The sequence below is a fragment of the Dermatophilaceae bacterium Soc4.6 genome (genome assembly GCA_039889245.1).
Taxonomy (GTDB): Bacteria; Actinomycetota; Actinomycetes; order Actinomycetales; family Dermatophilaceae; genus Lapillicoccus.
The window spans coordinates 4,646,393-4,660,813 of the sequence record JAZGVH010000002.1 but is presented as its reverse complement, the minus strand read 5'-3'; the positions used below and the strand labels follow the sequence as shown (position 1 = coordinate 4,660,813).

At 70.2% G+C, this 14,421-nt stretch carries 12 protein-coding genes and 1 pseudogene; 5 read left to right on the top strand and 8 right to left on the bottom strand.

The features are described 5' to 3' along the window. Positions 1-78: 78 nt before the first annotated feature. Entirely contained in the window at positions 79-1,365 is a 1,287-nt protein-coding gene (locus V3N99_21680; GenBank protein MEO3939330.1) for a DUF3578 domain-containing protein, read from the top strand. A gap of 484 nt (positions 1,366-1,849) precedes the next feature. On the opposite strand, the gene V3N99_21675 is transcribed toward V3N99_21680, so the two are convergent. The 3 genes from V3N99_21675 to V3N99_21665 are packed head-to-tail and all read right to left on the bottom strand — an operon-like array spanning position 1,850 to position 5,891. Next, a complete protein-coding gene (locus tag V3N99_21675) occupies positions 1,850-2,725 on the bottom strand; it encodes a DUF6339 family protein (GenBank protein MEO3939329.1) in 876 nt (291 codons plus the stop codon). Further along, positions 2,722-3,720, bottom strand: a complete 999-nt coding sequence (locus tag V3N99_21670) for a hypothetical protein (protein ID MEO3939328.1) — start codon at positions 3,718-3,720, stop codon at positions 2,722-2,724. The genes V3N99_21675 and V3N99_21670 overlap by 4 nt, the downstream gene beginning before the upstream one ends. Continuing rightward, positions 3,717-5,891: a helix-turn-helix transcriptional regulator gene (locus V3N99_21665; protein ID MEO3939327.1), complete on the bottom strand. Its 2,175-nt coding sequence runs from the start codon at positions 5,889-5,891 to the stop codon at positions 3,717-3,719. Before V3N99_21665 ends, V3N99_21670 begins: the two co-directional genes overlap by 4 nt. Positions 5,892-6,248: 357 nt before the next feature. Here V3N99_21665 and V3N99_21660 point away from each other — a divergent pair. Beyond that, positions 6,249-6,585, top strand: a pseudogene (locus V3N99_21660) (transposase). An 82-nt stretch (positions 6,586-6,667) separates the two neighbouring features. On the opposite strand, the gene V3N99_21655 reads toward V3N99_21660, so the two are convergent. From V3N99_21655 to V3N99_21645, 3 genes are all read right to left on the bottom strand, one after another. Continuing rightward, positions 6,668-8,014, bottom strand: coding sequence for a hypothetical protein (locus tag V3N99_21655; GenBank protein MEO3939326.1), 1,347 nt, complete (start codon positions 8,012-8,014; stop codon positions 6,668-6,670). 464 nt (positions 8,015-8,478) lie between these two features. Beyond that, positions 8,479-9,309, bottom strand: a complete 831-nt coding sequence (locus tag V3N99_21650; GenBank protein ID MEO3939325.1) for a hypothetical protein — start codon at positions 9,307-9,309, stop codon at positions 8,479-8,481. Between the two features lie 297 nt (positions 9,310-9,606). Next, positions 9,607-10,632, bottom strand: coding sequence for a helix-turn-helix domain-containing protein (locus V3N99_21645; protein ID MEO3939324.1), 1,026 nt, complete (start codon positions 10,630-10,632; stop codon positions 9,607-9,609). A 278-nt stretch (positions 10,633-10,910) separates the two neighbouring features. Between V3N99_21645 and V3N99_21640 the strand changes: the two genes are divergently transcribed. The 3 genes from V3N99_21640 to V3N99_21630 all read left to right on the top strand — a co-directional run bounded on the left by V3N99_21640 (position 10,911) and on the right by V3N99_21630 (position 12,584). Next, entirely contained in the window at positions 10,911-11,240 is a 330-nt protein-coding gene (locus V3N99_21640) for a hypothetical protein (protein MEO3939323.1), read from the top strand. Positions 11,241-11,353: 113 nt separating this feature from the next. Beyond that, complete coding sequence (locus tag V3N99_21635) at positions 11,354-11,761, top strand: hypothetical protein (GenBank protein MEO3939322.1); 408 nt, start codon at positions 11,354-11,356, stop codon at positions 11,759-11,761. A gap of 619 nt (positions 11,762-12,380) precedes the next feature. Further along, positions 12,381-12,584, top strand: coding sequence for a helix-turn-helix domain-containing protein (locus V3N99_21630; protein MEO3939321.1), 204 nt, complete (start codon positions 12,381-12,383; stop codon positions 12,582-12,584). Between the two features lie 30 nt (positions 12,585-12,614). Here the strand turns inward: V3N99_21630 and V3N99_21625 are convergent, their stop codons facing one another. Beyond that, a complete protein-coding gene (locus V3N99_21625) occupies positions 12,615-13,475 on the bottom strand; it encodes a hypothetical protein (protein MEO3939320.1) in 861 nt (286 codons plus the stop codon). Positions 13,476-13,751: 276 nt separating this feature from the next. Further along, positions 13,752-14,147, bottom strand: a complete 396-nt coding sequence (locus tag V3N99_21620) for a hypothetical protein (protein ID MEO3939319.1) — start codon at positions 14,145-14,147, stop codon at positions 13,752-13,754. Between the last annotated feature and the right edge of the window lie 274 nt (positions 14,148-14,421).

The window sequence follows — 14,421 nt, the reverse complement described above, 5'->3', positions numbered from 1 at the left end:
GACCCCGCTGCGGACCTGAAGCCTCGACCTCACCCGCCGACCCACGAGCCGGCCACCGGAGACGCGCCCCGCAGCGCCATGCTGTACCTGACCATACCCACGACGCACGGTCCTGCCGACCGGTCACCCGACGCCGACTCAGCCCACCTCATGAAAACCGGGGTTCGGGGACGGTCACTGAGCCTGTGCCCGCCCTGCCCCACCAACGGCCTTCCGTCGAGCTCGGCTATCACCGCCGCGAGTTCGATCTATCGTGCAGGGGTGCGCGATGAGCTAGAGGAGGTCCTCCTACTGCAGACCGAGTGGCAGGCTCGAAACACCCCGGAGATGGAGAGGCGAGGCCGCCTCATCCGTAGGGTGATCCCCGCCTGGCTGCGTGGCCATCTACCGAGTGCTGTGGCTCGTCTACCTCCTGGCCTACAGGACTTAGAGGTAGAAGGTCGCGACGGAACCGGCTTGAAGACCGAGATCCCCTGGGTTCGAGTCCACTCTGCTAGTCGGTCACCATCTGCCACCGAGGGCTGGTACGTCGTCTACCTCTTCAGCGCCCGTGGTGATCACGTCTACCTGTGCCTCATGCAAGCCACTACTCGATGGGACGAGGGCGAGTTCAAGCCTCGCCCCGTTTCCGAGCTCGAAGCCCGCGTCGCCTGGGCACGACAGCGGCTCGCTCCCGACCTGGTTCGGTGGCCCGGCATTGAGGACGATATCGACCTCCAGGCACGCACCTCGCTGGGCAGGGGCTATGGGCCTGGCGTGGCTCTTTCGATCTCCTACGCCCTCGACGCCATCCCGGATGAACTGACTCTGATCGCTGATCTCCACTACATGGTCGACCTGCTCGCGGATCTGTACGAGCTCGCCGATGGTCAGGAAACCATCCCCGGCGACCTCGCACCTGAAGTCATCGATGCGCTCCGGATGGCAGAACATGCCGCAGGTCGGCGAACCAGCGGCCAGGGGTTTCGTTTGACTCAGGCAGAGAAACAGGTCGTGGAGCGTCGGGCGGTAGCGGTAGCGAGCGAGTACCTGAAGGTCGACGGTTGGTCCGTAAAGGATGTCGGAGCTACCGAGTCTTTCGATATCGACGCGAGGAGGCCAGGTGCCCGTCTGTATGTAGAGGTTAAGGGGACAACCTCGCTGGGCCAGGAGGTTGTTTTGACCGCCAAAGAGGTTGCTCTGCACACCCGGCAGTATCCGGACACCATGCTGGCCATCGTGTATGGCATCGACCTAGACAGATCCGGCCCTACCGCCTCAGGCGGAGCTCTCCAGATTCTGCATCCGTGGATGCCTGACCCCAAGCATCTGAGGCCGATCTCCTTCCGCTACTCCGTCCCCGTAGGCGGGGACGCCCCAGAGTGAGTCCCTTGCCAGACCCTCGGTCAAGGGCATTCGATGGCCGCATCGCTATCCACCAGGTAGAGGCATACCTGTAAGCAAGGTTCTCAACCTTGAAACCGGATGGTGGAACGCTTAGCACCTAGATGGCCGTATCGGCTACTGCCCCCGGTCGACACGACACCACCATCCACACCACGGGTGAGGGTCCACCGGACGCTGGCGTCAACTTGGTCGGCCTAGAACGCGCCGTTGGTCCTGGCTTGCCCCCGTGGCCGTCCAGGCAAGCCGTGCCACCAGCACCCGTCATCGAGAGAGGCGACCTTAGCGCGCGGGAAGACAACGTCGGCCTCCCGCGCAGCCCAAGTAGGGGCCCGCGGTGCATGAAGTGCCGCGGGCTCCTGCCGTGAAACTCCAGTCGAAGCGCGAGCTGGGGCCGTTGCGGACTTCCTGCTTGCGCATCCTCACGCCGGCCGCGCCCGGGGAGGCCCAGGCCTGCGGGGCGGGCTCAGGCGACGAACTTGCCACGGATCGGGGCCTCGTCGAACAGCGTCTTGAGCAGCGTCGTCATCGCCTCGACGGCGGTGGCTGGGGCCTCCCCGTCGTCCGGGCCCTCGGGCATCGCATCGAGCCAGGCGCGGGGGTCGTGGTCGCCGGCGACGCTCTCCCACTGCTGCCGGGCAGTCGTGTCGAGCGGCTCGTCCGGGCCGATGGCGTCGAGCAGCAGCGTCGACGCGGCGGCGTTGGTCGCCTTGGCTAGGGCGTTGGCCTCGCGCCCACCCAGCAGCCCCGAGCTGCCGTCGGCTGGCTTGAGGACTGCCAGTACTGCCAGCGCGGTCGGGCGGTGGTTCGCGATGGTCATGCGAAACAGGTTGTTCACGATGTCCTGGTTGGTCAGGGCGAGCGCGGCGGTGCTGTAGTCCTTGCCGTCGCGGAACACCTCGGCCATCCACCATAGCCGGGCCAGGGCCTGCTTGCTGTCCGGGCCGATGAAGCGCTCGGCCTTGGCGGCGCGGTCCGGGTCGTCCTCGCCTTCCGGCGGGCCGAACCGCCACCGCACGTAGTCCGCAGCCCACAGGCCAAGGAACCGCCACAGGTCGCGGTTGCCAGCCTCGCGACGGGACAGCCGCAGCGCCGCGTGGAGCCGCGGCCCGAGCCAGGAGTCCGACGACGCAGCCTCGGGCTGGCCGTAGCGCTCCATCGCCTCGTCGAGCACCACCCTGACCGGGTCAAGTTTGTGCGACCTGATGCCGGGCAGCGGCACGAGGTGGCCCAAGACGTCCACGTCGGCGACGCCGAGCCGGAACGCCGGGGTCAGGCGGACGACGGCGCCGACACCTCCGACGGTCGTGCGGTCGTTCAGCGGTAGCGCGGTTCCGGTCACTGGCCCGCTCCCTTCATCTCGGCGCTCTTTTCGAGCAGGGCGATGCCGCGGCGCAGCAGCCCGGACGTGCCGACCTGCCGCGCGGCGGCAGGCAGGAGTCTCTCCAGCAGCTCTCCGGACCCCTCGCCGGTGCGGCGGGCGGCGGTGGCCTCGATGAGCGCGTCCTCAGGCCCCAGGTCGGGGTAGATCCGCGGGAACAGCGTCTTGAGGACGACAACGCGCCACTCTTCGGCCGGCCACTCCGGCATACCGTCGTCGTTGGTCTCGACGGCATCCAGGGCGGTGACGAACATCGCCGTCCAGGCGTCGCCCGCGATGTTGACACGGGTGCTGTCGTGCATGGCGAGCTCGGCAGGCTCGCGGCGCCGCCGGTCCCCGAGCAGCGGCTCCAGTCCCTCGAACCCGCTGTTGAGGTAAAGCGCGGGGGCATCGGGATCGAGCCGGAGGTGGTGCGGGTCCTCCTTGTAGTCGGCAAGGCCGAGGCTCTCGTCCGTGGCGAAGTCGACCCATTGGACGGCGATGCTGCCGTGAACAGGCGACGGGGGGAGGTCGTCAAAGGACAGTGCCCACGACTCGCTCCCGCCGATCACGCGGTGCGGAACGCCGTCGACAGTGGCTGGCACGATGGCCCGCAGGGTCGCCCGTCCATAGCAGGCGTCGCGGTCGAGCTTTACCGTCCCGGTCCACCGGGCGGGAGTGCCGGGGTCGACTTTGAGCGGGACTGCCAGCCTTGTGTTGCTGTAGTGGCACAAGACCTGAACCAGGGCCTGCGGCTCCTCCCAGGCGGTGCTGGCGGCGATCTCGCCGGCGGGGGCAGTGACGACGACTTCGATCGTGGCCTCCTTCCACCCGTCGGTGTCAAGGTCGCGGAACGCGATCTCGGGCACGTCGGGGTTGATGTAGGCGGTCGGCAGTCCCTTGCCATCGATGGCGACCTTCGACACGGTCAGTCGGACGTCACCGATAAGGCTGTCGTACGGGTAGATGGTGATCACGCCACGCTCCCCTTGTAGATGCGGACGTCGACAAGCGCGGTGGCCCGTGACGCGCCGACAGGGTGGGTGTCGGACTTGGTGGTGCCGGTGAAGCGGACGGTGCGGGCACCGGCGTCACCCGTGATGACGTCGTCGTCGACAGTGCACCGGTCGACCGGGACGAGTTCCTCCCAGACGACCGGGATGGCCGCGCCGGACTCGGTGCCGAACCGCAGGACGGGGCTGAACCGCCACGGCTTCTCACGGGCGGGCAGGCTGACGGAGACGTCGACGCACCAGCGGCCCTCGGCGTCAGGACGGCCGTTGGCGGACTTCACCTTCGGGCGCTTGGTGGTGTCGAAGGCGGGCGGGCTAATCCGGAGCAGCTCCTTGAGGGCGTCGGGGCCGTCGGAGAGATCCCGCACGGGCCGGCCGACGATCTCCTTGATTGCCTTGCGGACCTCCGCATTGAACGCGGTAAGGGCCGCTCTGGAGCCGCGGGCGTAGGACCGGGAGAGGTCGGGGGTGACGGTCCACCGGTCATGCTCGGGCGGCTCGGCGGCGCGTAGGAACCGGTCGGCGGCACGGTCGGCCGGGTCGTCGCCGGCGGCGAGGCCAGCCAAGACGACGGCGTGGAACGATCGGCTGCCCATTGGCAGGCCGACCACGGGCTCGTCCTTGACTATCATGTGGCTGCCGCGCATCCAGCCAACACGGTTCACGTCGTGGCTGGCCTTTTCGATGCCGTCCTCGTCCTCGGCGGCCTCGGTCACGAGCAAGATGGCCTCGTGCTGCTGAGCGGTGTGGGGGCCGTCGCCGACCCGGCGCGGGACGTTCAGGACGACTCGCCGGCGTACGACGTCGCCGGGCTGATCGAGTGTGTCCACGGTGACGTCGTTCAAGTGCGCTTGCATCAGGCGGGCCTTGTCCGGTGCGCGGGAGGCCGGGTCGACGAGGTCCTGCTTGACGGTCGCGCCGTTGCGCTCGGACCGGACCAGCGCGGTCATCAGTCCGGGGTCCCCGTCAGCCCGCTCGACCAGGGCTGGCCAGAAGCTCCGGTTGAGCGACACGACGAGCTGGTCGTGCATGTCCTCGATCGTCCCCGGCTCATCGGAGGAGGGGTCGTACGCCCCGACAATGAGGAAGGATGTTCCCGAGTCCTCACCGTCACGCCGCAGGTGCGTGTCCTCCGCGAGCGCGTCGTTGCCCCAGTACGAGCGTGCAACCGGCTTGAGGGCGGGGTCCTCCCCGCCGAACCACGCCGGGCCAGCGAAGGCGCTAGAGCCGTCACCGCTCTCGGCGGGGAGGCGGTGCCAGGGCAGGTCGAGCCGGCCGACGTACCGGCCCTCACGCAATCCGTCCTGCGCTACCGAGAGGTTGCTGTTGATCATGACGAGCCCGAACTGCGAGCACGCCCACATCACGGACTTCCCGAGGCCGTACGAACCGCCGGCATTCTCGCCCTTGAACGAGTCGAGGATGTTGCGCACGACGGCCATGTAGTTGCCGTCCTCGTACTCCGGCCCTACGAGGCCCTTCGCGCCGTAGTCCTCGACGCGGAGCAGGACGAGCCGGCGGTCGGCGTCGAGGACCTCCAGGCCTTTGGCGATAACCGTCGCGACCTTCTGCATGCTCTGCGACGCGGCGTCCAAGTGCGGGCGCAGGTCGCCGAACCGGATTGCATCGAGGAAAGACGCTAGGCGGGCGCCGGAGAGCTCGACGAGGGTATACCGCGCCTCGACGGTCGACTGTCCGGGCTTGGCCTCGTCCATGATGTTCTGACCAGTTTCCCGGGCCAGGGTCGCTAGGCCCCCCGTGAATGCGAAGCCAGCGGCGTTCCCGAGCTCTCGGCCCGCATCCTTCGGCGCAGGCCGGTGGTACCAGCGGCAGTCAGCCTGATAGGCGTCGCGCTGCTTTTGGTCGACTAGGGGGCCAGCCGCCGCCAACTCGCCGTACTGCAGCCACGCCGGGCTAACGCCCAAGAACGTGGCGATCTTTCCAAGGTTGGTGGTGCTTGGGGTCTTCGCCCCGGACCGCCATTGCGACACGGTGGCGGAGGACACGCCCACCGCTGCAGCCAGAGCTGCCTGCGTCTTGCCCTGGCTGTTCAGCTCGGCATCGAGCCGGTTGTGGACCTTCATCTCACTCCTAGGCTTACTGCAGGCTAGGCTTCTCCCGCGATCTGGCCCCACCAAACACCACTGTTAGCCTCAGGCTAGTCGCAGCTCGGTCTTCACCGCGGCGGTAGACATGGGTTCACCCCACACCCAGACTGCCGACCCTATTCAGAGCTCGCTCTCGAGGGGGGACGGTCGGACAGGGCGCCCGCCTCGCGGGCGGCGCCGAACCCCGCGACGGTTTGGTGCGGGACCTCGGACAGCTCTCGCCAGCCCCGCCACCACACTGTCAGTCACCCCATGACGTGACGAGTTTCAGGCAGCACCGGATGCAGTTGCCGTGGCACTAGTGCAGGACCCGACCCGCCGATCGGCGAGCTGGCGTCCCCCTGCTTGGCGGCCGCGCCCGCCGCGCTCGAGGGGTTGGACTACCTCGAGGAGAAGTGGGGCAAGCCGTACCCGGCTATCCCGAAGCTGTGGCTGGCCGCGTGGGAGAAGTTCACCCCTTCCTCGACTACGACGTCGAGATCCGCACGGTGCTGTGCTCGACGAACGCGATCAAGTCGCTCAACGCCCGCTACGCGGGGCCGTGACGACCAAGGGACACTTCCCGACCGAGCAGGCGGCGCTGAAGACGCTGTACCTGGTCACCCGCTCCCTCGACCCCAAGGGCACCGGGCAGGCACGATGGGGCATGCGGTGGAACCCGGCCCTGAACGCCTTCGCCGTCACCTTCGCCGACCGCATGCCCGCGGCCGAGAGCCTCTAACCATGACCGCCAGTTACACCGTCAATCGGACAGACCCAACGATGCTGCACGAGGGAGATTACGCGACTTCGAGACGTGGGCTCTACCTCTCGCGCCCAGACAGGGTCCGGGAAGAGGATGGGCCGGGCGGGACGCGGTCCGGGAGAACTGTGCCCCTGCGCTGCGGAGGCCGCTCGACCAGCCTTGTCGTCTGGTCGCCGGTAGGTGCGCCGGCGCTGTTGAGATGGGCGAGGGATCCGTCCAGGGCCGTGCGACTGCTGCGGGTCACGTCGGCGGCGGCCACGACCACGATTTTCCACACAGGGTCGGGTAGGGCGACGTTGCGGTTGGTCACCAGGTCGCGGGGAGTGACCCAGGCGCTCTCGGGGCTGGGCTTCAAGGTCCGTGGCGATCTGGCGTCCCGGTCTGGGGCTGTCGATGACTCCCCGACCTTCCACGACTCGCTGAGTGGGCTGCAGACGGCGAGGGCGTGGACTCCGCGGGCGGCGCCGACCAGGTCGGCTCTCGACGCGACATCGGCGACGACGTGGGCGAGGTCGAGGCCGGCGGACAGCACTTGGTGGCTCAGCGGTCCGACTCGGCTGAGGTCGGTCCGTGTGACGATCAGCTCGGGGGTGGCAACGGCGGCGCCGTCGCGCAGGATGTCGTGGATCGCCGCGCGGCATTCCTGAGAGGCGCGGGCAAGGTCGAGCTGGGGTTGGAAGGCGCTGACGGCCGTCAGGTCCCGCCACAGGCTCGTCATGGTCATCCAGTCGGCCTGGCTGGTGGCGAGGGCCGCCAGCAGCCGAGGGGGTGGGTCGCCAGGCGTCGGCTGGAGCACAGGGTCCTGGAGCGGGGTCTGGCGGTGGGCTGTTTCGGGAGTTGTCGGGGGCAGTCCGGCGAGGTGCCCGGTGGCTGCGGCGGCTCGAAGCATGGTCGTGGTGGCCGCGAGGATGAGGGCTTGGGTGTGGCCGACGAGCATCAGGTCCGCGGTGTTGGTGCGGGCGCTCAGGGTGCGGTGGGCGTGGATGTCGAAGCCGGCGAGGGCTGCAGCCAGCCGGTTCGGCGCCGGTGTGGGGTGATGTTCCCCAGTCAGGTCGTGGGGGTGGGTGGCGGAGACGACGGTGCCGGCATGGTGCTCGATCGCGCTGAGCCGTGCACGGGCGGCTCGGGTGCGGGTGAGGGACTCTCCCGGGGGGAGCTTGACTCGGCTGGCGATGATCCGTTCCAGCACTGTTTGGTGGTGCCCCAGTGCGACGCCGACGGCGTGGGAGCCGAGGTAGAGGGTGTGCATGATGTGGGCTTGGGTGGCCCGGACGTCGCGTCGCTCGCGGTCCGTCAGGGGTGGTTGCGGGGTGCGGCCGACGGCGAGCAGGTCAGTCGCCCGGGTGAAGCTGTGCGCGACCTGGACCAGACGGGGATCGCTCGGGCCGACTCCGGGCCACCCCATCTCAGTGTGGCCTCGGTGGCCGGCCCCGTCCGGCGCGGACCCCGTGGAGCGAGCCTTCCTACCACCCGCAGCCAGGTCGTCTGGGCTTTCCCTGCTGGGCGACGTGCCGCACACGGTGTGGCTGATGGCGTGCAGGCGGGCCATGGTCAGGTCGGCGGTGCTGGGGACGGTGTCGCCGGTGACGGTGGAGGGTCCGGTGGTGGGCGGGAGGGCCTGCCAGAGGTGGGTGGCCGCGGACACGACGGAGTTCCAGCTGCGCAGCAGGGCAGCCGCGTCGTCCTCTTTGACGTCGATGAGGAGGTCCCGGACGGTGTGGTCCGCCTCGACGAGCAGTTCGCCGACACTTCGATGATCCGCCAGTGCAGGCTCGCGTCGTGGGTCCCTGTCGGGTGTTCCGTGATCGGCAGCGCTACCGCCATGGCTATGCGAAGTTGCGCGCTGAGCCGAGGAGGCGAGCCGGCCCATTATGCGTTCCCCGCGCGGTGGTCAGACGGGACGTGAGAGCCAGCCTGGCGTGGGTCGATGTCTCCAGCATCGCCCGGGCCGTCCAGACCAGCCGTCGGAGGCCTCGCGGTGGCCGCCGCAGGAGCGCCACCCGCACTGGTCACCCGAGCCTGACCGGATGACCACTCCCCCGCCGCCTGCACACCCTGGTTGGGGCGCGTAGCGACGCCTTTCGGCAGGGCGGCATAGTCGCGGAGTAGCTCGTACACCGCCATGAGCAGGGGCGACATCCCGATCGGCAGGTCGCCGCGTGGAGCCTGTCGCATGAGCTGCTCGCAGCTGCGCACGAGCTCGACGGGGACGCCACGCTCGGCGCTGTCACGGGGGTTCGCGTCATCTGATGAGAAGGTGGCGCGTCCGTCGATCGCTGCAGCCGGGCGCCGCTCACCTCGCACCTCGAGACGTGGTGCGCGCAGCGGGTCCGCAGCCGCCGTCTCGACGCCCCGTGGACTGAGCGGGATCGCGTCGAGCGTGTCGAGGTCGCCCGGGGGGACCAGGCTGATGGCCTGGGCGGCCGCCAGCTGGAGGGCTAGCGCGCGGTCCAGCGCCACCAGTCCCCCTGTCATCCCTTCGGCGTCGCGGCCTCCCCCTGTTCCCGGGCCCCGGCGGGCGGTGGTCACGCAGGGGGACGCCGCGTGGGTCCACGCCTCGTCCGCGGCCTCGGCGAGGTCCCGAGCGACCTGCAGCAACGCCGCGCCTAGGGGTCTGGGCGTCGTTGGGGGACTCTGCGCGAGGTGGCGGGCCATGCGCGCCGTCGGGTGGTCGTGGTTCGACGAGTTGGTGCTGGTCATGTCGCCTCTCCTATGGGTGTCGGGCCGTTTGTGGTGACGCGTTCCATCGAGCAGGAACGCGTCGTCCGCCGACAGCCCCGCAGTGGGCGGCTGGGGACAATGCCAACCCGGCGCACCGGGTGGGGACGGGCCTGATCCATCTCTCGTTGCGGCCTCGTCGGACTGCGACGGCTACTTCCCGACGGGTGGGCACCTTCGGCTGCGGCGCCACGGTCGCCCGCCTCAGGCTGCGATGCTGGGGTGGTCTCCAGTACCTGCCTGGGGTGGTGCTGGTGACGGAGCGCCTCCTCGGACACGTCATCGGACACGTCCGGGGGCGGCCGTTGCTCGAGCGTCGAGGGCGACGGCCGCTCGTGCCAGGCGCATCGACCTGTGCAGTCGATCCGACCCGCGGGGGTTGGCCCCGACGCCAGGGGCGTCGCCACCCGGGGCGATGCGTGACACCGTCGCCTCGAGACTCGCCGACTCCCTGATGAGGTCACGGGGATCTGACCGGCGGACGCCTGCGGGGTGCGCGGTGGGAATCCCGTGCTGTTGACGCATCCGCAGCACGGTGCGCGTCGACACCCCCAGGGCGGTCGCGACCTCTCGGTCCGACTCACCCCGCCCCGTCAGCGTCCAGGTCACGGCCAGGACCTCGTCTGGAGTTAGTCGGATCCGGGTATCGCAGCCGGCGGATGTCACTGCCGAGGCCCCCGCGGTCACGACCCGGTCGACAGCGACCTGGTCCACGTCCCCGGGGTCGCACGGTTGCGTGGTGTGGTCACCGCGGTCGGGCCGGGCCTGCGGGTCGTCGATGGTGTCGTCGTCCCAGGCCAGGGGTGGGGCGTACCCGCGGGCGGCCGCGCGGGCCCGGGCGGTCGGTGAGGGGCCGGGGGTCATGCTGAGCCGGTCGTAGACCACCCGGACCCGCCGCCACGCGCTCGCGCTGATCCGGTGCCGTGGGCGGGTCACCAGCTGCGCCGGTGGGACTCCCTCGGCCAAGAGGTCGCACTTGCGCCAGCCCAGGGCCATCAGGGCTTCGACCCGGCGGACCGCGCCCACGGTGGGGACGTGGCCGGCAGCTTGGTCATAGACCTGCGTGAGCGTCACCGCGGCCACGCGCTCCGCGGTGCGGTGCTGGACCTGCCGGTGCCGGCCGTCGAGGATGTGGGCGACGGCCGTGTCGCTGAGGCCCGTCGCCGCCGCGACCGCTGCCCGGGGGACACCGGCCTGCGTGAGATCGCGCAACCTGGTCCGCGTCTCGTCGGCGGGCACGTACCGTCGGCGACCTCGGGCCCGGTCTCGCACGTACCCGACCTCCCACGCCTTGCGATTCGACACCCTGACCTCCTCACCGGTTTGCGCTTCCTGCCGTCACCGACGAATGCCGCGCGTTGCGGCCCCGGTGGACAATCCGCGGCCCCCTTCTTGTCCACCCACGGCCGGGCGGAGTCATTCGTCGGTGAACGATCCGACACGAGAACGCCGTCCGGATGTATGCCGCTATACACATCGCCTTCGACGTACTGTATAGTGATATACATTCGGACGGGTGGAGACGAGGGATGATGGAAACACCAACGACGTGTGAGGCAGCCGGTGGTCGAGGGGTGGCCGCGTTGGAGCATCAGCGGGTCGCGCTGCTCGCCTCCGCTCGGGTCCTGCGCCGCACTCACCACTGCCGCGCCGCCGTGCAACTGGAGGACGCTGCGGTGGCCGTAGCGGACGAGATCCTGCGGGTGCGGGCCGGTGGCCGGGCTCGCTGGCGGACGTGTCGGCTGTGCGGATGCACGCAGGACCGGGCCTGCCCGGGGGGGTGTGTGTGGGTCAGCGCCCCGACGGGGGTCGACCTGTGCAACCGCTGCGCCGAGGTCGTGGATCTCGACCTCATGACGGCGGCCGCAGACGACCTGCGGGCCGTGCTGGATCCGGAGGGTCTGAGCCGATGAGCCCACAGGAGAGGCAACTTCCCGAGACGGCCCTCCACTCACACCCACGAGACGGGCAGCCCTTCGTCGAACCGCCCTCTGCCCCCGCCGCCCACCGCACGTGGGATGAGCTCTTGGCGGCGACCATCTCGGCGCTGACCGAGGCGGCACGGCTTCAGCTGCCCGCCCCAGACCCGGACGGTCGCGAGCAGTCCAGGCCGGACGAGGTCAGCACCGAGCCGATCGACTGGGCGGAGTTCGTGACGCTCGCCCTGACCGGCGCGGTGGCCAACCTCGGCGGGGTGTCACGGGCCCTGCGGGGCCGGCCCGGGTCCTGGGAGGCGGAGAGCCTGCGCGGGCTGCTGCAGGGCGCGGTCGGGGACGACCCGGTCACGCTGCTGCGTCACCGGACGGAGCCTCTCCTGGTCGTGCTGCGCCCGGCCGAGATCCTCGCCGACCTCGGCTACGACGCCGTGTACGACGAGTCGCAGCGGCTGCTGCGCGAGCAACAGCATCAGCAGGTCTGGCGCTACCAGCTGTAGGACGACCGGCACTAGCGACCGCTGGACGTGGACGCCCCACCGTACGAGGAGCCGGCCTCCGAGTACGCGCGCCCCGGCGACGTCATGGTCGTCCCCCGCTCTCCTCGGCACGAGCGGGAGTACGACCGGCTCCTGGACCTGGAGGCACGAACCGACGACCTGCGCTACGACATCGACCCGGCGACTACGGGCGGGCCCTGCAGGCGACCCTGCTGGCCACCGCAGCCGAGCTCTTCCCCGGCGTCCCGGCCGAGATCCGTGTCGACCTCCACGAGACCGACCTGAGCGTAGACGAGCTCGACGACACCGTCGGACCCGCGGAGATCCTGATCGACGCCGCCAGGGCCACGACCAGGTTGCCCTGGAGCGGCCTACGGCCGGCCGACCTACCCCCTGGGGAGGATCGTCGACCTCGAGCGCGCCGCCGGGCGGCTCCCCCACCAGCGCCTGACCTGACGCCACCCACCTACGTGGTCGGCGGGACAGGCTCCAGGAGGTGCCGACCCACCCAGCAGACCCACTCAGACGACCCACTCGTCCCCCCTCGGTCCCGGGCCCCAGGTGCCACCCCCCCGCCCCTCTGTACAGTCATAGACACCACGACTGTCAGGAGTCTCGAGTGCGCGACGCCCCGGCGGCCCAGCTGACCGCGTTGGCGAAGGCACGCCGGGCCAGCGAACGCGCGGACGCCACCCGTGACCGCGCCCGTCAGCAGCTGCGTCAGGCCGTCGTCGACGCCGTCACCGCGGGCGTCCCCGAGGCAGAAGTGGCCCGCCTCGCGGGAGTCACCCGCATGACCGTCCGTGCGTGGATCGGCAAGTGAGAGAACCGGGTCGCTGCTCGCGTAACGTACTCAGCCGCGCGTTCGACCTCCCTCGACACCCGGGTCGGGGCGCAGCGGGCCACGTGAGCCTGCCACCGTTGCCGTCGCGCCAGGCGGACGTCGATCGTCGTTGAAAGGCGCGAGCTGCCCTGCACTGAAGCCGGCCTGGGGTGGTGGTGCGTCCCCGATATTGCGGACCTCGCGGGCCCAGGCGCGGGCCCACGTCGGGCCGAGGTAGGACACGGCGGTGACCCCGGCGAGGACGCCCGCCACGATCCATTGGGCTGACGCGGCCGCTTGGACCGCGGCGATTGTCGCGACGACGGCACGACCCGCCCAGATCGTCCTCACCAGCGGCATCCGCGCGACGACTCTGCCGATCCCGGTGCCCGCCCCGCAGATGAGCTGAGCCGGCAAGGTCCAGAGGGCAATCGCCGGGTCGCTGCGCACCGCGCCACTGAGGACGACCCGTGCACCCCGCCCGAGCAGGGCGACCCCGTCATCACGGCGAAGTCGTCGTTCCCGCAGGGCCGCTGGTAGCCCCGCGGACACCACCAGCGTTCCTCGACCCACCCCGTGGACCGCCGGTGTACCTCCGGCGCTGACGAGTAGGCGCCACGGTCCGGCACGACCACCCCGCCCAGGCAGCATCGCCAGTGCCGGCGCGAGCGTCGCCAGCTCCACCGCGGTGGGAGTCCTGGCCCGCCAGAGCAGACGGACCGCGATGGACTCCCCACCGCCCGCCAGCAGCACTGCCGCCACGCCCAAGCCACCGACCAGGACCCCACCTGCCAGGGCTGCGGGCAGCACCCCACCGAACACGAGCACGAGCATGGTGCTGCCCACGACGGCTGGGCCGTACGCGGCCGTCTTCCTCACCACTGTCGTCATCCTGCTCACCGTCGCCATCTCTGCCTCCCTCACCACGGGTACCTGCGGAACCGGCACAGTCGACTGGGCTTCGACTGCTTCGACTGCTTCGACTGCTTCGATGGCACCGCCATCGCCGATGGCCACCAGTGTCAACCCCACCGACGACACCGACCCGATCCTCGACGGCCCGACATTCGCCTTGGAGTCCCCGGGGGCCACCTGCTCGCGGGGACCCGGCCGAGTCCACCGACAGGGACCCGGCAGCCACGATCGCGTCGCGCTGCCGTCCCCTGCTCAGTCGGGACTTCCGGTGTCGACCGAAGGCGACCGGGCCTCACGTGCCGCGGCGGCCCCGCTTGCGGTGTCCGTGTGGGCGGCCCGCAGCCGGCTCGCGTCCCGCCGGGTGAGGCCCTCGCCGCACCACAGGATGGCTTGCGCGAGCTCGAGACCCTCGTCGTCGGTCATGGCCCGTAAGGCGGCGCCGGCCCTGCGCTCACACCGGGCGACGGCCGCGTCTCGCTCACCCAACGCGACGGCCACCTCGATCCCCCACGCGCTCAACCGTTTGTCCCGCTCGAGGCGGCGCTTCTTCACCTTGTCCTGCGCGTCCAGCGCCACCCGACGCGCCGACTGCCGGACGCCCTGCGTATCCGCCGGCTTGTCTCCCGAACCCGCCTGCAGCTCACCCATCGACGTCACCGCTCCTGTCGCTGTTCGTCACTCGTCGGATCCCTCACACCCACAGATGCCACCAGCACCCGCCCCAGTGGACACCTTGACCCTGCCCAGCCACCGCCCCCTGAGCTCGACGCCGACCCCTACCCCGACGCCGACGCCCGTCCGATCGCGTCGTACCCCCCTGAAATGCCGAAACCCATGGCCCACACACCTCATGCACTCCCGGTGAGACCGCCGCCAATCGCTGCCGAACCCGTGTCCTCCCGACGGCAGGTCGGAGGCATTT

Coding starts and splice junctions, on each gene's coding strand:
- V3N99_21620 (MEO3939319.1), bottom strand. CDS start 14,147: ATGGGTGAGCTGCAGGCGGGTTCGGGAGACAAGCCGGCGGATACGCAG.
- V3N99_21625 (MEO3939320.1), bottom strand. CDS start 13,475: ATGACGACAGTGGTGAGGAAGACGGCCGCGTACGGCCCAGCCGTCGTG.
- V3N99_21650 (MEO3939325.1), bottom strand. CDS start 9,309: ATGACCAGCACCAACTCGTCGAACCACGACCACCCGACGGCGCGCATG.
- V3N99_21655 (MEO3939326.1), bottom strand. CDS start 8,014: ATGGGGTGGCCCGGAGTCGGCCCGAGCGATCCCCGTCTGGTCCAGGTC.
- V3N99_21680 (MEO3939330.1), top strand. CDS start 79: ATGCTGTACCTGACCATACCCACGACGCACGGTCCTGCCGACCGGTCA.